The organism is Enterobacter sp. WCHEn090032 (assembly GCF_003986875.1).
In the GTDB taxonomy this organism is placed as follows: domain Bacteria; phylum Pseudomonadota; class Gammaproteobacteria; order Enterobacterales; family Enterobacteriaceae; genus Enterobacter; species Enterobacter sichuanensis.
On the sequence record NZ_RXRN01000024.1, the window covers coordinates 30,961 to 49,445 of the forward strand.

Here is an 18,485-nt window from a genome sequence, read left to right on the forward strand (position 1 = left end):
ACATTCTCCAACAGTGCATCTTTTTCAAAGGCGAAAGATCCCGCCTTACCGACTTACGTCAGTACGGAATCGCGTTTAAGCGTTTAAAAATGGTTGTTACAGTTAAAAAGCTTAGGTTAGATCTCGTTTTTCGCTATTTTGTGGCGATTTTTAGGCGAATTCCAGGAATTATCTGCGTGAAGTGTAAGACCGTGTTTACACTTCCTGGTCGACAAGATAGATTGAAAGGATTGCTTTCATTACTAAAGATATGGCAGAGCTGGAAAGAAAATGAATTATCAGAACGACGATTTACGCATTAAAGAGATCAATGAGTTATTACCTCCTGTAGCACTCCTTGAGAAATTCCCCGCCACTGAAAATGCCGCAAACACGGTTTCTCATGCTCGTAAAGCGATCCACAAGATCCTGAAAGGTAATGACGATCGTCTTCTGGTGGTAATTGGTCCATGCTCCATTCACGACCCTGCAGCCGCGAAAGAGTACGCTGCCCGTCTGCTCACCCTGCGTGAAGAGCTGAAAGGCGAGCTGGAGATCGTGATGCGCGTTTACTTTGAAAAACCGCGTACCACGGTGGGCTGGAAAGGGCTGATTAACGATCCGCATATGGACAATAGCTTCCAGATCAACGACGGCCTGCGTATTGCCCGTAAGCTGCTGCTCGAAATCAACGACAGTGGCCTGCCTGCAGCCGGTGAGTTCCTGGATATGATTACGCCACAGTATCTCGCTGACCTGATGAGCTGGGGGGCGATTGGTGCGCGCACCACGGAGTCTCAGGTTCACCGTGAGCTGGCGTCCGGCCTCTCTTGCCCGGTAGGTTTTAAAAACGGTACCGACGGCACAATCAAGGTAGCGATTGATGCCATCAATGCCGCAGGTGCGCCACACTGCTTCCTGTCCGTGACCAAATGGGGACACTCTGCCATCGTTAACACCAGCGGTAACGGTGACTGCCATATCATTCTGCGCGGCGGTAAAGAGCCGAACTACAGCGCAAAACATGTCGCAGAAGTCAAAGTTGGGCTGGAGAAAGCAGGGCTGCCACCGCAGGTGATGATTGACTTCAGCCACGCGAACTCCAGCAAGCAGTTTAAAAAGCAGATGGAAGTGGGCGCAGATGTCTGTCAGCAGATTGCCGGCGGCGAGAAGGCGGTGATTGGGGTGATGATCGAAAGTCATCTGGTTGAAGGTAACCAGAACCTGGAAGGCAGCGAGCCGCTGGTTTACGGTAAAAGCGTCACCGATGCCTGCATCGGCTGGGACGACACCGACACGATCCTCCGTCAGCTGGCGAATGCGGTAAAAGCGCGTCGCGGTTAATCCGGCTGGGGAAATAAAAAAGCGCGGAAGGCTCCGCGCTTTTTTTATGGCTGGCGAAAATTACTTCGCTTTACCCTGGTTCGCAACAGCCGCTGCTTTCGCCGCGATCTCATCTGCGTTACCCAGATAGTAGTGTTTGATTGGTTTGAAGTTCTCGTCGAACTCATACACCAGCGGTACGCCGGTTGGGATGTTCAGTTCGAGAATTTCATCTTCGCCCATGTTGTCCAGGTATTTCACCAGCGCACGCAGGGAGTTACCGTGAGCGGCGATGATCACGCGCTCACCGCTTTTCAGGCGTGGCAGAATGGTTTCGTTCCAGTAAGGCACAACGCGGTCGATGGTCAGGGCCAGGCTCTCGGTGGTTGGCAGCTCAGCGTCAGTCAGTTTTGCGTAGCGTGGGTCGTGGCCCGGGTAACGCTCGTCATCTTTGGTCAGCTCTGGTGGGGTAACCGCGAAGCCGCGACGCCACTGTTTAACCTGCTCATCACCGTATTTCTCAGCGGTTTCGGCTTTGTTCAGACCCTGCAGCGCACCGTAATGACGCTCGTTCAGTTTCCAGGATTTCTCAACCGGCAGCCAGGCCTGATCCAGTTCGTCCAGCACGTTCCACAGGGTGTGGATGGCACGTTTCAGCACAGAGGTGTAAGCAAAATCAAAGCTGAAGCCTTCTTCCTTCAGCAGTTTACCCGCTGCTTTTGCTTCGCTTACGCCTTTTTCAGACAGATCAACGTCGTACCAACCGGTAAAGCGGTTTTCGTTGTTCCACTGGCTTTCGCCGTGACGTACCAGGACCAGCTTAGTAATAGCCATCTCTTACTCCTCAAGCATTTTTAGAATGATAACAATTCTCATTATATTGCCGTGGCCGTGCCAGCAGCAACGCTTAACCCTAACCATAGCGAAAATAGTCTCTGAGTGTAAGATGCTTGTGAATCCAGGGTTATGATTTTGTCTGCGATCGGCGCTATTTTCAGCAAAGCGTGCAGAAAAAAGCCCTCTGATGGGAGGGCTGAAAATCAATGCGGAATAAAATGGTATTCCGTCACGCTCACGTACTCTTCACCCGGGCGTAGCACACAGTCTGGCTGCGGCCATTCCGGATGATTCGGGCTGTCCGGCAGGAACTCGCTCTCCAGCGCCAGTCCTTGCCAGTCGCTGTACTCAACGTGTTCGCGCGCCGTCGTGCCGCCAAGGAAGTTGCCAGAGTAGAATTGCAGGGCAGGCGCGGTGGTGTAAACCGTCATCTGCAGCTTCTCATCGCTGGACCAGACCTGCGCGGCAGGCTGCTTCACATCGCCTTTTGCCTGCAGCAGGAAAGCATGGTCGTAACCTTTCACCTTGCGCTGATCGTCATCGCTCAGGAAATCCTGGGCGATCGTTTTCGCGCGGCGGAAATCAAAGCTGGTGCCGTTCACGGATTTCAGGCCCTGATACGGAATGCCCATCTCGTCAACCGGCAAATAATCATCGGCAAGGAGTTGCAGCTTGTGGTTACGTACGTCGCACTGATTACCGTCCAGATTAAAGTACGCGTGGTTGGTCAGGTTGACCGGACACGGCTTGTCGACCGTTGCACGGTATTCAATGGCGATACGGTTGTCGTCGGTCAACGTAAAGCGCGCGAAAGCGGTAAGGTTACCCGGGAAGCCCTGATCGCCATCATGGGAATCCAGTGAGAACAGCACTTCGCCGTCGTTTTGCCGGACAATTTTCCAGCGGCGTTTATCAAAGCCTTCTGGCCCGCCGTGGAGTTGGTTTTCACCCTGGCTTGGAAGCAGGGTGTACTGCACGCCGTCGAGTTCAAAACGGCTTTTCGCGATGCGGTTAGCATAGCGTCCGACAGACGCGCCCAGATAGGCGGACTGATTAATATACTGCTCAGGCGAGGCGCAGCCGAGAAGGGTTTCGCGTACGCTGCCATCCGGCATGGGGACGCGGGCAGAGAGCAACGTGGCTCCCCAGTCCATCAGCGTAACCACCATCCCTGCGCTGTTGCGCAGGGTTAACAGGCGATACGGCAGACCATCCGGTGCGAGGGTAGGTGTTTCGTTTAGCACTGTCCGGCTCCTTGTGATGCTTTACACACGTAGAAAGTTTCTTTAATACCTGTTTTTGCTTCGTACTGTTTCTCCACCGCCTGCTGGACGGCAGGAACAAGTTCTTCCGGCACCAGGGCAACAATACAGCCCCCGAAGCCACCGCCGGTCATACGCACGCCGCCTTTATCGCCAATTGCCGCTTTCACGATCTCAACCAGCGTATCAATCTGCGGCACGGTGATTTCAAAATCATCGCGCATCGAGGCATGCGATTCCGCCATCAGCTCACCCATACGTTTCAAATCGCCTTTCGCCAGTGCGGACGCCGCTTCAACGGTACGGGCGTTTTCTGTCAGTACGTGACGAACGCGTTTGGCGACAATAGGATCCAGCTCGTGTGCCACTTTATTGAATTCATTAAGCGTAACGTCGCGCAGGGCAGATTGCTGGAAGAAGCGAGCGCCCGTTTCACATTGTTCGCGGCGCGTGTTGTATTCGCTGCCCACCAGCGTGCGTTTAAAGTTACTGTTGATAATCACGACTGCCGCGCCTTTTGGCAGAGGAACGGCTTTGGTGCCTAGCGTCCGGCAGTCGATCAGCAGCGCGTGTTCTTTTTTGCCCAGCGCAGAGATCAGCTGGTCCATAATGCCGCAGTTACAGCCCACGAACTGGTTTTCCGCTTCCTGACCGTTGAGCGCAATTTGTGCGCCATCCAGCGGCAGATGATAAAGCTGCTGGAAGACGGTGCCAACGGCGACTTCCAGAGACGCAGAGGAGCTTAAGCCCGCACCTTGCGGAACGTTGCCGCTGATGACGAGATCCGCACCACCAAAATTCTTATTACGTTTTTGCAGATGTTTCACCACGCCGCGCACGTAGTTAGACCACTGCTGGCTGTCGTGCGTCACAATCGGAGCATCGAGGGAAAATTCGTCCGTCTCATTACCGTAATCTGCGGCAATCACGCGGACTTTACGATCGTCGCGTTTTGCACAGCTGATGACCGTCTGGTAGTCAATGGCGCAGGGCAGAACAAAACCGTCGTTGTAGTCGGTGTGTTCACCAATCAGGTTAACGCGGCCAGGTGCCTGGATAACGTGGGTGGCAGGGTAGCCAAATTTTTCAGCAAACAGGGATTGTGTTTTATCTTTCAGACTCATTTTTAGACTCCTGATTCGCGATAGTGGACGTCGCTAACGGCACGCAGACGTTCTGCCGCCTGTTCCGCCGTCAGGTCACGCTGGGTTTCCGCCAGCATTTCATAGCCCACCATAAATTTACGCACCGTCGCGGAGCGCAGCAGCGGCGGATAGAAATGGGCATGCAACTGCCAGTGTTGATTCTCTTCCCCGTTAAACGGTGCGCCGTGCCAGCCCATTGAGTACGGGAAGGAGCACTGGAACAGGTTGTCGTAACGGCTGGTCAGTTTTTTCAGCGCCAGAGCAAGGTCGTCGCGCTGCGCGTCGCTGAGATCGGTGATGCGCTGAACGTGCGCTTTCGGCAGCAGCAGCGTTTCAAACGGCCAGGCTGCCCAGTAAGGCACAACGGCCAGCCAGTGTTCAGTTTCCACCACGGTCCGGCTGCCGTCGGCCCGTTCGCGCTGCGTGTAATCCACCAGCATTGGCGAGCCATTTTCGGCGTAATAGTCTTTCTGCAGACGGTCCTCACGCTCGGCTTCGTTGGGCAGGAAACTGTTCGCCCAGATCTGACCATGCGGGTGCGGGTTAGAGCAGCCCATGGCCGCGCCTTTATTTTCAAAAACCTGTACCCACGGGTAAGTCTGGCCCAGCTCCGCGGTTTGTGCCTGCCAGGTACTGACCACCTCTTGCAGTGCCTCAACACTCAGCTCCGGCAGCGTTTTGCTGTGATCGGGCGAGAAGCAGATCACACGGCTGGTCCCGCGGGCGCTTTCACAGCGCATCAGCGGATCGTGGCTCGCAGGCGCGTCCGGCGTGTCGGTCATCAGGGCGGCAAAATCATTGGTAAAAACGAAGGTGCCTTTATAGTCCGGGTTTTTATCTCCCGTTACGCGCGTGTTGCCCGGACACAGGAAGCAGTCCGGGTCGTGCTGCGGCAGCGTTTGTTTCGCAGGCGTCTCTTGCGCCCCCTGCCAGGGGCGCTTGGCGCGATGCGGAGAAACCAAAATCCATTGCCCGCTTAGCGGGTTAAAACGACGATGCGGATGATCGACGGGATTAAACGAAGTCATGACGGATCCTTAGTCCGGATACCCCTGCGGATGGCGCGACTGCCAGTGCCAGGTATCCTGTGCCATTTCATCAAGCGTGCGGGTGACACGCCAGTTAAGCTCTTTATCGGCTTTGGAGGCATCGGCCCAGTACGCCGGGAGATCGCCTTCGCGACGCGGAGCGAAGTGGTAGTTCACCGGCTTGCCGCAGGCTTTGCTGAAGGCGTTAACCACATCCAGCACGCTGCTACCGATACCGGCGCCGAGGTTGTAAATATGTACGCCCGGTTTGTCGGCCAGCTGCTGCATCGCCGCCACGTGGCCGTCAGCCAGATCCATCACGTGAATATAGTCACGCACGCCGGTGCCATCTTCCGTCGGATAATCATTGCCGAAAATAGCCAGTGACTCACGACGACCCACCGCCACCTGGGCGATATACGGCATCAGGTTATTCGGAATGCCCTGCGGATCTTCACCCATATCGCCAGACGGATGGGCGCCCACCGGGTTGAAGTAGCGCAGCAACGCGATGCTCCACTCAGGCTGTGCTTTTTGCAGATCGGTCAGGATCTGCTCCACCATCAGTTTGCTCTTGCCATACGGGCTTTGTGGCGTACCGGTTGGGAAACTTTCAACGTAAGGAATTTTAGGCTGATCGCCATAGACGGTCGCGGAAGAGCTGAAGATGAAGTTTTTCACGTTTGCGGCGCGCATCGCAGAGATTAAACGCAGCGTACCGTTGACGTTATTGTCGTAATACTCGAGCGGCTTTGCGACCGACTCCCCGACGGCTTTCAGGCCGGCGAAGTGGATCACCGTTTCAATAGCATGGTCGTGAAGGATCTCGGTCATCAGCGCTTCATTGCGGATGTCGCCTTCGACGAATGTTGGCTGTTTTCCGCCAAGACGTTCAATCACAGGCAGCACGCTGCGCTTACTGTTGCACAGGTTATCGAGGATGATGACATCATGACCGTTTTGCAGCAGCTGCACGCAGGTATGACTACCTATGTAACCGCTACCACCTGTTACCAGAACTCGCATAATTCGCTCCATTGGGCTTATGGTATGTAATAACCATAGCATAACAGAGACGCGAAAAGTGTGACATGGGATAAAATAGTGGAATCGTTTACACTGTTTTTAAAATCCGATTTTCAGCGGTCATGAGGCATTGTAGATCAACGGGATAGAGATGTCTTAGTGCAGGTTATCTGAAAAACGGAGGGCCTGGCCCTCCGAAGGTTAATCGATTTTGCTGAGCTGATAATGATACTGTTCCCCGTCCGGAACAAATTCAAGACGATGCGTGATGCAGGCGGGGGCATCTTCGGCATGGTGTGAAACGAACAGCAGCTGCGTTTCGCCTTCGCTAATCAGCACATCCACAAAGCGGCGGATAAGTTGTCGATTGAGCGGATCCAGCCCCTGAAGGGGTTCATCCAGAATGAGCAGCGTAGGATGTTTCACCAGCGCGCGCACGATCAGCGCCAGGCGCTGCTGTCCCCATGACAGGCTATGAAACGGCGCGTCAGCGACCCGGTTATCCATGCCCAGAATGTCCAGCCACTGCTGAGCCAGCTTTTGCTGTTTATCCGATACCGCCTGATAAATGCCGATGGAGTCAAAATAGCCTGAGAGGATCACGTTGCGTACCGTGGTGCTGACCCGGTAATCCAGATGCAGGCTGCTGCTGACGTAGCCAATGTGTTTTTTGATATCCCAGATAGTTTCACCGCTGCCGCGACGGCGGCCAAACAGCGTCAGATCGTTGCTATAACCCTGCGGGTGATCGCCGGTGATCAGACTCAGCAGCGTCGATTTTCCCGCGCCGTTGGGGCCGACAATTTGCCAGTGCTCCCCAGGATTAACCGTCCAGCTCAGGTGATTAAGGATTGGGCGATCGTCATACGAAACCACGCCATCACGCAGCACGATGCGCGGCTGGTGGGGATCAAGCGCGTGGCGAGCCGAAGGGGCGTCGGGTTCCGGAAGGGTAATTCCGTCAAGCCGTTCGCTGTGTGCGAGCTGGGCGATGAGCGCCTGCTTAAGCAGCGCCGATTTTTCCCCTGTCTCGGCCAGATTACAATCGGCCAGTACGCCTGCATGCTGGATAAAATCTGGGATCTCATCAAAGCGGTTAAGCACCAGCACGAGGGTATATCCCTGCTGATTCAGCGACGCCAGCAGGGCTGCCAGCTGCGCACGGGATTGCACGTCAAGGCCGTCGAACGGTTCGTCGAGGATCAGCAGCTCAGGCTCGCTCATCAGGGCCTGACAAAGCAGCGTTTTCCGCGTCTCACCGGTGGAGAGGTATTTGAAGCGTCGGGTCAGCAGGGCGGAAATGCCAAACTGTTCTGCCAGGCGCTGACAGCGGGCAGGATCCTTAACCTCATCCTGAATGATTTCCGCCGTCGTGCGGCCGGTATCGTCTTCGCCCGGGCTGAGTAAATCGGTGTTGTTGCGCTGCCATTCGTCGCTCACCAGCTTTTGCAGCTGTTCAAATGAGAGGCGTGTCAGGCGGGTAAACTCGCTCTGGTTTTCACCTTTAAGGAGGGTAAGCTCTCCGGCCAGCGCGCGGGCCAGGGCAGATTTACCGCTGCCGTTGGTGCCGACAAACGCCCAGCTTTCACCTGCGCGTATTGTCAAATCAGCAATCGTCAGCGTTCGGGTATCGCCAAGACGAAACGTGCCTTGCGAAATATGCAATGATGACATGATTTATCCCTGTTTTTGCAGCAATAGTTATCAGGGATACGCACTGTCGGTACGATTGTCAATGTGCTTAGCACAAAGTGGCGATAATCACCCGGTCTGCGTTGAACCAGGCGGTGACGACAGCACCTTCTTCTAAATCGTCCGCCTCGCTGAGCGGTACCGTCGCGCACAGCATTTGCCCGTCTGCCAGGGTCATCAGCACTTCGCACTGCGCTTCGCCGCGTTCGATACGGCTGATGGTGCCCTGAAGCTGGTTATCTGCTGCCTTTGCCGTATCGGGATTGCGTGTGAGGTTGACCCACGGCGCTTTCAGCAGCACCAGCACCTCTTTTCCTTCATCGAGTCCAAGACGCTCTGCGCTCTGCGCCGTGATGGCGGCTTTCAGACGGGTGGTACCATCGGCAAGCAGGATCTCAATATGCTGCTGTATCTGCAGATTATCGCGCGCCGTCACTGTGCCAAACCACTGGTTGCGGGCGCTGGTTTGTAATGAGAAGCGGGAAATAGCGGCCAGCAAACTGTCCAGCGGCACGTTATCGTCGTCACTCAGCACATCAAACGCTTTTTGCTGGATCCGGGCCAGCAGATCGTAAAGCTGAATAAGGCGCTGGCCGTAACGTGTCACGATTGCGCCACCTCCGCCTTTGCCGCCCGTGGCCCTGTCTACCAGCGGATGTTCGCTCAGGGTGTTCATCTCATTGATGGCATCCCAGGCGCTTTTATAGCTGATCCCGGCATTTTTCGCCCCCTGGCTAATTGAGCCCGTTTGTTCTATCTGTTTAAGCAGGGTGATACGTCGCGGATCGGCGAAAAGCTTTTGCTGAAGTCTGAGAGTAAGGAGAATTTCGGCCTGCATAACAGTATCCTGGCAAAAAGGGTATTGTGACCCAAATGGTGCAGGGCGCAAAGGGTACCGCACAAAAGGGGATGTTTTTCTCACCTGAAAGGGTAGAATAAGCCATTCACAATATCTGGAGAAAACCATGTTAGAGTTGTTGAAAAGTCTGGTATTCGCCGTGATCATGGTACCAGTAGTGATGGCCATCATCCTCGGTGCCATCTACGGCCTGGGTGAAGTGTTCAACGTCTTTTCGAACATTGGTCACAGAGACCGCGCTAAAAAACAGCATTGATTCCCCACAAAACGCCCGGCCAGTCCGGGCGTTTTGCTCTCAAGTTTTTCTTCTTTTCACCGATATTCTTTTACAGATGACACCGGTTTACCCCTTGAGCGGTACGAATAAACGCTGGGATCTCCCTGACGTTATCGTTATATTAATGCGTATATAACGCTACTGACAGGAGTGACAAATGGCACGTTCATGGGTACGCCTTTTCGCAGTGGCTGCGCTGACGCTTTCGCTTACCGGACACGCGCTGGCGGACGACGGCAAAATAACGGTCTTTGCGGCGGCGTCGCTGACCAATGCGCTGCAGGATATCGCGGCGGCGTATAAAAAAGAGAACAACGTCGAGGTGGTCTCCTCGTTTGCCTCTTCCTCTACGCTGGCGCGCCAGATAGAAGCGGGCGCACCGGCGGATCTGTTCATTTCGGCGGACCAGAAGTGGATGGATTACGCAGCGGAGAAAAAAGCGATTGATGCGTCAACCCGCGAAACGCTGCTGGGTAATAGCCTGGTTGTCGTAGCGCCGAAAGCCAGTGCCCAGGCTGACATCACCATCAACAAAGCAACAGACTGGACCCGGCTTCTGAACGGGGGGCGTCTGGCGGTGGGGGATCCGGATCATGTTCCGGCCGGCATTTACGCCAAAGAAGCGCTGCAAAAACTGGGCGCGTGGGAGACGCTGTCGCCGAAACTGGCACCGGCAGAAGATGTTCGCGGCGCACTGGCGCTGGTGGAACGCAACGAAGCCCCGCTGGGCATTGTCTACGGCTCTGATGCCGTGGCCAGCAAGGGGGTGAAAGTGGTCGCAACGTTCCCGGAAGACTCCCACAAGAAAGTGGAATACCCTGTTGCGATTGTTGCTGGACATAAAAATGCGACCGTGACGGCTTTCCGCGATTATCTGAAGGGGCCGCACGCGTCCGCAATCTTTAAACGTTATGGATTTACGACTCACTGATGATATTGACCGATCCTGAATGGCAGGCTGTTCTGCTGAGCCTGAAAGTCTCTTCCCTGGCGGTTGCGCTGAGTTTGCCCTTTGGGATCTTCTTTGCCTGGTTACTGGTTCGCTGTCAGTTTCCCGGCAAAGCGCTGCTCGACAGCGTGCTGCATCTTCCGCTCGTGTTGCCGCCCGTGGTGGTAGGTTATCTGCTGCTGATTTCGATGGGGCGACGCGGTTTTATTGGCGAAAAACTTTATGACTGGTTTGGGCTGACGTTTGCGTTTAGCTGGCGCGGGGCGGTCCTGGCCGCAGCGGTGATGTCATTCCCGTTGATGGTGAGAGCGATCCGCCTTGCGCTGGAAGGTGTGGACATGAAGCTCGAACAGGCAGCCCGCACGCTGGGCGCCGGGCGCTGGCGCGTCTTTTTCACCATCACACTTCCGCTCACGCTGCCGGGTATTATTGTCGGCACGGTGCTGGCCTTCGCCCGGTCGCTCGGCGAGTTTGGCGCCACGATCACCTTTGTGTCGAACATTCCCGGCGAGACGCGAACCCTTCCTTCGGCCATGTATACCCTGATCCAGACGCCGGGGGGAGAGGGGGCCGCAGCGCGGCTGTGCATCATCTCCATTGTGTTAGCCCTGGTATCGCTGCTGGTGTCGGAATGGCTGGCGAGAGTCAGTCGTGAGCGGATGGGGAAATAGACATGCTTGAGCTTCATTTCACCCAGACGCTGGGAAACCATACCCTGACGCTTAACGAGACGCTGCCTGCAAGCGGTATCACCGCCATTTTTGGCGTCTCAGGGGCGGGCAAAACGTCGTTGATCAATGCGATAAGCGGCCTGACCCGTCCGCAGTCAGGACGGATTGTATTGAATAACCGCGTCTTAAATGACGTGGAAAATAAGGTATATCTGTCGCCTGATAAACGTCGTATTGGCTATGTTTTCCAGGATGCACGCTTATTCCCGCACTACAGCGTGCGCGGCAACCTGCGTTACGGCATGGCGAAAAGCATGGCTCCGCAGTTTGATAAACTGGTCACGCTGTTAGGTATTGAACCGCTGCTCGACAGACTGCCTTCTTCGCTTTCCGGCGGAGAGAAACAGCGCGTGGCGATTGGCCGCGCGTTGCTGACCGCACCCGAACTGCTGCTGCTTGACGAACCGCTGGCCTCGCTGGATATTCCGCGTAAACGTGAGCTTCTGCCTTATCTGCAGCGCCTGACGCGTGAAATCAACATCCCGATGCTCTACGTCAGCCATTCGCTGGATGAGATCCTCCATCTGGCCGATAACGTGCTGGTGCTGGAAGAGGGCTGCGTGAAGGCCTTCGGCAAACTGGAAGAGGTATGGGGCAGCAGCGTAATGCATCCCTGGCTACCGAAAGAGCAGCAGAGCAGCATTCTGAAAGTGAGCGTTCTGGAACACCATCCGCACTACGCGATGACCGCGCTGGCATTGGGCGATCAGCATCTGTGGGTTAACCGGATCGATAAACCGCTGCAGTCAGTCCTGCGGATCCGCATTCAGGCCTCGGATGTCTCTCTGGTTTTACAACCCCCGCTGCAGACCAGCATTCGAAATATTCTGCGTGCCAAAGTGGCAGAGTGTTTTGATGACAACGGCCAGGTGGAAGTGAAACTGGAGGTGGGGAGCAGAACGCTCTGGGCGCGCATCAGCCCCTGGGCCCGGGATGAGTTGGGGATCAAACCCGGCCTGTGGCTTTACGCGCAAATCAAGAGCGTCTCAATCACTACCTGATTACAGCAGGTGGGTATAAATGTACTGCGCGATGCTGTCGGAGGTGTTGTCACCAATCACCACGTTGGCGCGCGCCTTCACGGCATCATCGGCATTGCCCATCGCCACACCCGTACCGGCGGCTTCCAGCATGCTGATGTCGTTGTAGTTATCGCCAAAGGCAATCACATCCTGCATCGACCCGCCCTGGGACTCCACGTACTGCGTCAGACGCTTGCCTTTGCTGTTGCCTTTGCGGGCAATATCCACCTGATCGTGCCAGGACCATTCGCACTCCAGACCCAGCGTCTGTTCCACGTGTTTCGCGAAGCTATTCAGTTTGGTGGTATCTTCATCCGTCAGGGCGAATTTCCAGATCGCCTCAACATCCTGAGCGGCCTGACGCAGGGAGGAAACCTGAGTAAAGACCGGACGCTGGGCTTCAGGCAGAGACAACGCCCAGTTGCTGGTGCGCACCACATGGCCGGTTGGACGCTCGTAGACCATTGCGTTGTCCACATACATCAGGCCGTGAACGTCATGCTCATCAAGCAGATCAATCAACTGCAGCGCCTGGGGTACCGGCAGCGGGTCGGATGCTAAAACCTTTTTTGCCTGATAATCATACAAATAAGTGCCATTACAGCAAATTGCAGGTGTATCTAACGCCAGTGCCTGATAAAAAGGGTGAATGGCAACGTGATGTCGACCCGTTACGATAAGGAGTTGATATCCCGCTTCCTGCGCGCGTTTAAGCGCTTCCAGAGAAGAGGGGAGAAGGGTTTTTTGCGGCGTCAGTAAGGTACCGTCTAAATCCAGAGCAATCACACGCGAGGTCATCTGTTTTCCCGGGTTAATATTGAATTTACGTTTTGATGGGATGGTACACCGAGAGGCGAAGGCTTCAAAATTCCTGTCGACAATTCAGCATTCACCGTCAAAAGTTAACTACTTTCATGCGCAGTGAGGAGTGAATATTCATGAAACAAACCGTTTATACCGCCAGTCCTGAAAGCCAGCAGATCCACGTCTGGCGCTTAAATACCGAAGGGACACTCACGCTGGTTCAGGTTGTTGATGTGCCAGGCCAGGTACAGCCGATGGTCATCAGCCCGGATAAACGTTTCTTGTACGTGGGTGTGCGCCCGGAGTTTCGCGTGCTGGCCTATCGCATTTCTCCGGACGACGGCGCGCTGACTTACACTGCCGAAGCGCCATTGCCGGGCAGCCCAACCCACATTTCTACCGATCGTAAAGGCAACTTTGTCTTCAGCGGCTCGTATAACGCCGGTTGTGTTAGCGTAACGCGTCTGGAAGAGGGCATCCCGGTTGAAACCGTGGATGTGGTGGAAGGGCTGGAAGGCTGCCACTCGGCGAATATCTCTCCGGATAACCGCACGCTGTGGGTGCCTGCGCTCAAGCAGGATCGTATCTGTCTGTTCACCCTGAGCGACGATGGTCACCTGGTGGCGCAGAATCCGGCGGAAGTCACTACCGTTGAAGGCGCGGGCCCGCGTCATATGGTCTTCCATCCGAACCAGCAGTATGCCTACGTGGTGAACGAGCTGAACAGCTCTGTGGACGTATGGGAACTAAAAGATCCTAACGGCCAGATTGAGTGTGTGCAGACGCTGGATATGATGCCGTCTGACTTCTCCGACACCCGCTGGGCGGCGGATATTCACATCACGCCAGATGGTCGTCATCTGTACGCCTGTGACCGTACCTCCAGCCTGATTACCGTTTTCAGCGTTTCCGAGGACGGCAGCGTGCTGGCCATTGAAGGCTTCCAGCCAACGGAAACCCAGCCGCGCGGCTTTAATATCGATCACAGCGGTAAGTTCCTGATTGCGGCGGGGCAGAAATCCCACCACATCGCGCTGTACGAAATTAAAGGCGAGCAGGGTCTGCTGGAAGAGAAAGGGCGCTATGCCGTCGGCCAGGGGCCGATGTGGGTGGTGGTAAACGCTCATTAAGCGGCTTAAAACAAAAAACCTCGCGAATGCGAGGTTTTTTTATGCCCGGTGGTAGCCGGGTGAGCACATCGAAAAGAAACCAACAAATTCATAATAATGGCAGGCATCGGGTCTGTAAACCGGCTGAAAAAGAAGTTATCGATAATGAGTAGGCCCGTTTGTCGTTATGTCTTTTGGATTTAATGGGTTATGTGGCTTGTCTTTATATATTCCTAATTTCCTTTTAACTGTTTTTATGTACAGTATTGAGTTGATATACTTCTCTTTGTTGGTTCGATGTGCTGCAGTTCCGCAATTCAGGATCCGTTTCAAGTCCTGGCTGTCGGGTGGTGCCGACAGTGCCTTAACTGTGGAGCACATCGAAAAGTAACCAACACACCTCTGGTGACAGGCAGCGGAAAGGTAAATCAGAGGAGAAGTGCTCCTGTACCCTAAATAATTCGAGTTTCGGGACAAAAGCCTATAGCGTTTTGAACAGCGCTTGCGCTGGCTCCGAAGGAGCGAGGCCACAGGCCGAGTCACGCGGTGAACGAGTGTAGCCAACGCACCTGCAACTTGAAGTATGACGGGTAATACCAAAGGAGTGGCGTATGAGCGGTGTGGAATGGGCAATTCTGTTCCTGCAACTCATGGTTGCGATTATGCAACTATTGGATGCGTATCTTAAGTTTGGAGCCTGACGCATTCAGTCGCAGTAAAAAGGGGGATTGAACTCCCCCTTTTACTCTCATCTTATTACTGCTTCGGCTCAGCCACCACGTTGCTACCCAGACCGCGGTTGTTGTATTCCCACATGCGGTTGAAGTTAGCGTCGTTCAGGTTGCGCTGCACGTTCCCTTTATCATCCACCGTACCGGTATTGCCGGAGAACGGACGTTTGGAAATTGCGGCATCGGCCCATGGCTTCGCCATATTGAAGCCTTCGTTGATCACGCTGTCGCGGATCACCACCTGGCCGTTGGTCGCAGAGTCCACATCCAGGGAGCGACCCAGCTGCGCCACGCCGTCACCGGCAGCATTAAAGCGGCTGTTCACAGCAAGGAAACCGTAGAACAGGTTAGACTGGGTGGCTGGCGCAAACACATAGCCTTCCTGCTGGGTACGCGAGTTCACCACGCGGAAGTCCGTATTATCAAACACCACTGCACCACGACCGGAGACCAGTTCCACGTCACCTTCAACGTAGCTGTTGGTCACCAGCGTACGGGTCAGTCGGTTATTTTGCAGGGTGTTCTGCACGCCGCTGTTGGTCACGAAGAAGGTGTTCTGACGGCCGAGAATGTTGACGTTGTTGATCTGGACTTTATCGCCATCGCTACGCAGCGCAACGGCCTGGTGGGTACCGGCATCAACACTGTCACCCAGGGTATTCTGAATGGTCAGGTTTTGCAGTTGCAGACCGTTATTCTGAGACCAGAATACCGCTGAGCACATCACGCCAACGGTGGCGGAACGCTTGCTCTGGCAGTTATCAAACATATACCACGCCGGTTTGCCCGGCATGTATTTGCCGGCAGGGTTGACCAGATGACGCCAGGCGTTGCTGTCGATTTCGGAATCAATCGCCAGGCCAATTTTAACATCGATCGCTTTTTCGCCCAGACCGTACAGGGTAATGCTGCCTGGCGCCGCCGGAACATAGACGGTGCCTTCGTATTCACCTGGCAGGATAGCAATGTACTGGCGAGACGCGCTGTGTTTAGTGATGGCAGCATCCACCGCAGCCTGAATAGAGGTATGCGTTACGCCCTGCGCACCCGCCGGGCCAACCACGAAATCTGGCTGTTTCGGCAGGTTAATAGAAGACGGGGTCCACGGCGCAGCGTTAGGATCCATCGCCGAGAAATAGTGCGCACGATCGAAGTTCTTCGCTTCATCCGCGGACAAAATCGGGCGGGATGCGGTGCCGGGGGCGACCTGCTCAGACGGTCGCTGGTCCGGTGGTGTTGAACTGCATGCGGATAAGGTCACGCCAAAGGCGAGTGCCAACGCCAGACGGGAAATCCTGGAAATGTTCAAGGTGAAGCTCCTGGGTATGCAAGTCTTTACGGGACAGACGAAATAGCCTGCTTTTTTATACTAAGTTGAGCGAAACGGGAAGATAAAAAGGGTAAAAGTTGCATTTTTCGCCCGCAGGGGGCGGGAAAGTCGTCACAAATAAATAACATTTTCCTTTATTACGGTTGACAGCAGACGGCAGATGAAAATAAATGTCTATACAACTCATGACAAGTGGAATGCCCATGCAGCAGATCCTTCCTGACGATGTAATATGGCGAAATGCGCGACTGGCGACAATGGCGGCAGATGTTGCTGCGCCATATGGACTGAAAGAGCAACACGCCCTGGTCGTGCGCGGCCACACCCTTGCGGCTGTGATCCCTGAATCTGACATTCCTTATGGACACCGTCACTGCGTCGATCTTCAGGGGCGTCTGGTGACGCCAGGCCTGATTGATTGCCATACCCATCTCGTGTTTGGCGGCGATCGCGCGGCGGAGTGGGAGCAGCGGCTGAATGGCGTCTCTTATCAAACCATCAGCGCGCAGGGCGGCGGTATTAACGCTACCGTGACGGCGACGCGCAACAGCTCACCCGAAACGCTGCTTAAGCTGGCGCAGCAGCGGCTTCAGCGTCTGATGAACGAAGGTGTCACCACCCTTGAAATCAAGTCCGGATATGGCCTAAACGCCGATGCCGAAGAGAAGATGCTGCAGGTGGCACGCCAGCTGAGCCTGAATAACCCGATTGATATCAGCCCAACGCTGCTGGCCGCGCATGCGGTTCCGACGGAATACAAACACGATCCGGATGCATACCTTACGATGGTCTGCGAGCAGATCATGCCCGCGCTGTGGCAAAAAGAGCTGTTTGAAGCGGTGGACGTGTTTTGTGAAAACGTCGGCTTTACGCCGTCGCAAACCGAGCGACTCTTCCAGGCGGCGACTGCGCTCGGTATCCCGGTAAAAGGGCATGTGGAACAGCTTTCAAATCTGGGCGGTGCGGCGCTGGTTAGCCGATTTAACGGGCTGTCGGCCGATCATATCGAATACCTGGATGATGCAGGCGTTCAGGCGATGGCGCAAAGCGGTACGGTTGCGGTTCTGCTGCCCGGCGCATTCTATTTTCTTCAGGAGCGCCAGCGTCCGCCGGTGGAACAGCTCAGAAGACAGGGTGTGCCGATGGCTGTCGCCACCGACTATAACCCCGGGACGAGCCCGTTTGCCAGCCTGCACCTGGCGATGAACATGGCCTGCGTACAGTTTGGCCTGACGCCTGAAGAAGCCTGGGCTGGCGTGACGCGACATGCCGCGCAGGCGCTGGGCCGCGGTAAAACCCACGGACAGCTACGGGCAGGCTTCGTCGCTGATTTTATCGTCTGGGATGCTCATCATCCGGTAGAGATGGTCTACGAGCCGGGACGCAATCCGCTGTATCAACGTATTTTCCGTGGGGAGGCAGTATGAGGTTATGGCGGCCCGTTGCAGAATCGGTCTGGCAGGGGCGTGACGACAGCGCTGAGGCCAGCAATGCAACGCGTATTTTTCAAACCATACAACAGCAGGCAACGTTTACCCCACTGCCAGAGGGCATTGCGCTGATAGGCTTTGAATGTGATGAAGGGGTTAAACGTAATCAGGGCCGGCCCGGCGCCGTACAGGCACCGGATATCCTGCGTAAGGCACTGGCGAACATGGCAAGCCACCAGGGACACGAGCGGCTGGCGGATATGGGCTCGGTCTGTGTGGAAGGAGACGAGCTCGAAGCGGCCCAGCAGGCGTTAAGCGATGCCGTTACCGCCTGCCAGCAGTCCGGAATGCGCACGCTGGTCTTTGGCGGCGGGCACGAAACCGCCTGGGCGCATGGCCGGGGCATTCTGGATGCTTTCCCAGACGAGCGCGTGGCGGTGATTAACCTTGACGCACATCTTGACCTGCGCAAGGCCGAGCGCGCGACATCCGGCACGCCGTTTCGCCAGCTGGCACGCCATTGCGATGAACGCGGGCGGGAATTTCGCTACGCCTGTTTAGGCGTAAGCCGGGCGGCGAACACGCAGGCGCTGTGGGATGAGGCTGAACGTCTGAACGTCACGCTGGTGGAAGATCTGCATTTCAGACGCGATGCGTTATCCGCCGTGGAAAAGGTGCTGGCGCAGGCCGATCGTATCTACCTGACGATCGATCTGGATGTCCTGCCCGCAGGCGAAATGCCGGCTGTTTCCGCACCGGCTGCGTTAGGCATACCGGCTCTGGATCTCCTGCCTGTTATCGAACATATCTGCCGTAGCGGTAAGCTTCAGGCCGCCGATCTGGTAGAGTTTAACCCGCACTACGATCGGGACGGACAGGGCGCAAAGCTCGCCGCCCGTCTGGCCTGGCAAATTGCTCACTGGTGGGCATAACAGCATTTAAGGAGTCATG

The 18,485-nt window shown here is 55.4% G+C and carries 18 protein-coding genes; 9 read left to right on the forward strand and 9 right to left on the reverse strand.

Going from position 1 to position 18,485, the window contains the following annotated elements; genetic code table 11:
• Positions 1–270: 270 nt before the first annotated feature.
• Positions 271–1,323 (forward strand): 3-deoxy-7-phosphoheptulonate synthase AroG, encoded by a 1,053-nt coding sequence (gene aroG, locus EKN83_RS18035; RefSeq protein WP_025757217.1) that lies wholly within the window; start codon positions 271–273, stop codon positions 1,321–1,323.
• Positions 1,324–1,383: 60 nt separating this feature from the next.
• On the opposite strand, the gene gpmA is transcribed toward aroG, so the two are convergent.
• The 7 genes from gpmA to modE form a co-directional block, all read right to left on the reverse strand.
• Positions 1,384–2,136, reverse strand: a complete 753-nt coding sequence (gene gpmA, locus EKN83_RS18040) for a 2,3-diphosphoglycerate-dependent phosphoglycerate mutase (RefSeq protein WP_008501111.1) — start codon at positions 2,134–2,136, stop codon at positions 1,384–1,386.
• A 206-nt stretch (positions 2,137–2,342) separates the two neighbouring features.
• Complete coding sequence (galM, locus tag EKN83_RS18045; protein ID WP_126801401.1) at positions 2,343–3,383, reverse strand: galactose-1-epimerase; 1,041 nt, start codon at positions 3,381–3,383, stop codon at positions 2,343–2,345.
• Positions 3,377–4,525, reverse strand: coding sequence for a galactokinase (gene galK / locus EKN83_RS18050; RefSeq protein ID WP_025757219.1), 1,149 nt, complete (start codon positions 4,523–4,525; stop codon positions 3,377–3,379). The genes galM and galK overlap by 7 nt, the downstream gene beginning before the upstream one ends.
• A 2-nt stretch (positions 4,526–4,527) precedes the next feature.
• A complete protein-coding gene (gene galT, locus EKN83_RS18055) occupies positions 4,528–5,574 on the reverse strand; it encodes a galactose-1-phosphate uridylyltransferase (protein WP_025757220.1) in 1,047 nt (348 codons plus the stop codon).
• Between the two features lie 9 nt (positions 5,575–5,583).
• Positions 5,584–6,600, reverse strand: coding sequence for a UDP-glucose 4-epimerase GalE (galE, locus tag EKN83_RS18060; protein ID WP_020884951.1), 1,017 nt, complete (start codon positions 6,598–6,600; stop codon positions 5,584–5,586).
• A 201-nt stretch (positions 6,601–6,801) separates the two neighbouring features.
• Complete coding sequence (modF, locus tag EKN83_RS18065) at positions 6,802–8,274, reverse strand: molybdate ABC transporter ATP-binding protein ModF (RefSeq protein ID WP_126801402.1); 1,473 nt, start codon at positions 8,272–8,274, stop codon at positions 6,802–6,804.
• A gap of 67 nt (positions 8,275–8,341) precedes the next feature.
• On the reverse strand, positions 8,342–9,130 hold the full coding sequence (gene modE, locus EKN83_RS18070; RefSeq protein WP_025757223.1) for a molybdenum-dependent transcriptional regulator: 789 nt from the start codon (positions 9,128–9,130) through the stop codon (positions 8,342–8,344).
• A 127-nt stretch (positions 9,131–9,257) separates the two neighbouring features.
• Between modE and EKN83_RS18075 the strand changes: the two genes are divergently transcribed.
• From EKN83_RS18075 to modC, 4 genes are all read left to right on the forward strand, one after another.
• The gene (locus tag EKN83_RS18075; RefSeq protein WP_013097516.1) at positions 9,258–9,407 is read left to right on the forward strand and encodes an AcrZ family multidrug efflux pump-associated protein; all 150 of its coding nucleotides are present in this window, start codon (positions 9,258–9,260) and stop codon (positions 9,405–9,407) included.
• A gap of 178 nt (positions 9,408–9,585) precedes the next feature.
• Positions 9,586–10,359 (forward strand): molybdate ABC transporter substrate-binding protein, encoded by a 774-nt coding sequence (gene modA / locus EKN83_RS18080; protein ID WP_126801403.1) that lies wholly within the window; start codon positions 9,586–9,588, stop codon positions 10,357–10,359.
• Entirely contained in the window at positions 10,359–11,048 is a 690-nt protein-coding gene (gene modB, locus EKN83_RS18085; protein ID WP_025757225.1) for a molybdate ABC transporter permease subunit, read from the forward strand. The genes modA and modB overlap by 1 nt, the downstream gene beginning before the upstream one ends.
• Positions 11,049–11,050: 2 nt before the next feature.
• The gene (gene modC / locus EKN83_RS18090; protein ID WP_126801404.1) at positions 11,051–12,109 is read left to right on the forward strand and encodes a molybdenum ABC transporter ATP-binding protein ModC; all 1,059 of its coding nucleotides are present in this window, start codon (positions 11,051–11,053) and stop codon (positions 12,107–12,109) included.
• On the opposite strand, the gene EKN83_RS18095 is transcribed toward modC, so the two are convergent.
• Positions 12,110–12,928, reverse strand: coding sequence for a pyridoxal phosphatase (locus EKN83_RS18095; protein ID WP_025757227.1), 819 nt, complete (start codon positions 12,926–12,928; stop codon positions 12,110–12,112). It abuts the gene before it with no gap.
• Between the two features lie 140 nt (positions 12,929–13,068).
• Here EKN83_RS18095 and pgl point away from each other — a divergent pair, with 140 nt between their 5' ends.
• Positions 13,069–14,064, forward strand: a complete 996-nt coding sequence (gene pgl, locus EKN83_RS18100) for a 6-phosphogluconolactonase (protein ID WP_047958053.1) — start codon at positions 13,069–13,071, stop codon at positions 14,062–14,064.
• Positions 14,065–14,654: 590 nt separating this feature from the next.
• The gene (tisB, locus tag EKN83_RS18105) at positions 14,655–14,744 is read left to right on the forward strand and encodes a type I toxin-antitoxin system toxin TisB (RefSeq protein WP_023332440.1); all 90 of its coding nucleotides are present in this window, start codon (positions 14,655–14,657) and stop codon (positions 14,742–14,744) included.
• A 55-nt stretch (positions 14,745–14,799) separates the two neighbouring features.
• On the opposite strand, the gene EKN83_RS18110 is transcribed toward tisB, so the two are convergent.
• Positions 14,800–16,083: a putative acyl-CoA thioester hydrolase gene (locus tag EKN83_RS18110; RefSeq protein WP_126801405.1), complete on the reverse strand. Its 1,284-nt coding sequence runs from the start codon at positions 16,081–16,083 to the stop codon at positions 14,800–14,802.
• Positions 16,084–16,307: 224 nt separating this feature from the next.
• Here EKN83_RS18110 and hutI point away from each other — a divergent pair, with 224 nt between their 5' ends.
• Together hutI and hutG are read left to right on the forward strand one after the other, a co-directional pair.
• Entirely contained in the window at positions 16,308–17,531 is a 1,224-nt protein-coding gene (gene hutI / locus EKN83_RS18115; RefSeq protein WP_126801413.1) for an imidazolonepropionase, read from the forward strand.
• The gene (gene hutG, locus EKN83_RS18120; protein ID WP_126801406.1) at positions 17,528–18,466 is read left to right on the forward strand and encodes a formimidoylglutamase; all 939 of its coding nucleotides are present in this window, start codon (positions 17,528–17,530) and stop codon (positions 18,464–18,466) included. Before hutI ends, hutG begins: the two co-directional genes overlap by 4 nt.
• Positions 18,467–18,485: the final 19 nt, after the last annotated feature.

Bases quoted from the DNA above. Each gene is read 5' to 3' on its own strand.
- EKN83_RS18095 (WP_025757227.1), bottom strand. From the start codon at position 12,928: ATGACCTCGCGTGTGATTGCTCTGGATTTAGACGGTACCTTACTGACG.
- EKN83_RS18075 (WP_013097516.1), top strand. From the start codon at position 9,258: ATGTTAGAGTTGTTGAAAAGTCTGGTATTCGCCGTGATCATGGTACCA.
- modB (WP_025757225.1), top strand. From the start codon at position 10,359: ATGATATTGACCGATCCTGAATGGCAGGCTGTTCTGCTGAGCCTGAAA.
- galE (WP_020884951.1), bottom strand. From the start codon at position 6,600: ATGCGAGTTCTGGTAACAGGTGGTAGCGGTTACATAGGTAGTCATACC.
- modF (WP_126801402.1), bottom strand. From the start codon at position 8,274: ATGTCATCATTGCATATTTCGCAAGGCACGTTTCGTCTTGGCGATACC.
- galK (WP_025757219.1), bottom strand. From the start codon at position 4,525: ATGAGTCTGAAAGATAAAACACAATCCCTGTTTGCTGAAAAATTTGGC.
- modE (WP_025757223.1), bottom strand. From the start codon at position 9,130: ATGCAGGCCGAAATTCTCCTTACTCTCAGACTTCAGCAAAAGCTTTTC.
- pgl (WP_047958053.1), top strand. From the start codon at position 13,069: ATGAAACAAACCGTTTATACCGCCAGTCCTGAAAGCCAGCAGATCCAC.
- modA (WP_126801403.1), top strand. From the start codon at position 9,586: ATGGCACGTTCATGGGTACGCCTTTTCGCAGTGGCTGCGCTGACGCTT.
- gpmA (WP_008501111.1), bottom strand. From the start codon at position 2,136: ATGGCTATTACTAAGCTGGTCCTGGTACGTCACGGCGAAAGCCAGTGG.
- hutI (WP_126801413.1), top strand. From the start codon at position 16,308: ATGCAGCAGATCCTTCCTGACGATGTAATATGGCGAAATGCGCGACTG.
- galT (WP_025757220.1), bottom strand. From the start codon at position 5,574: ATGACTTCGTTTAATCCCGTCGATCATCCGCATCGTCGTTTTAACCCG.
- modC (WP_126801404.1), top strand. From the start codon at position 11,051: ATGCTTGAGCTTCATTTCACCCAGACGCTGGGAAACCATACCCTGACG.
- hutG (WP_126801406.1), top strand. From the start codon at position 17,528: ATGAGGTTATGGCGGCCCGTTGCAGAATCGGTCTGGCAGGGGCGTGAC.
- tisB (WP_023332440.1), top strand. From the start codon at position 14,655: ATGAGCGGTGTGGAATGGGCAATTCTGTTCCTGCAACTCATGGTTGCG.
- aroG (WP_025757217.1), top strand. From the start codon at position 271: ATGAATTATCAGAACGACGATTTACGCATTAAAGAGATCAATGAGTTA.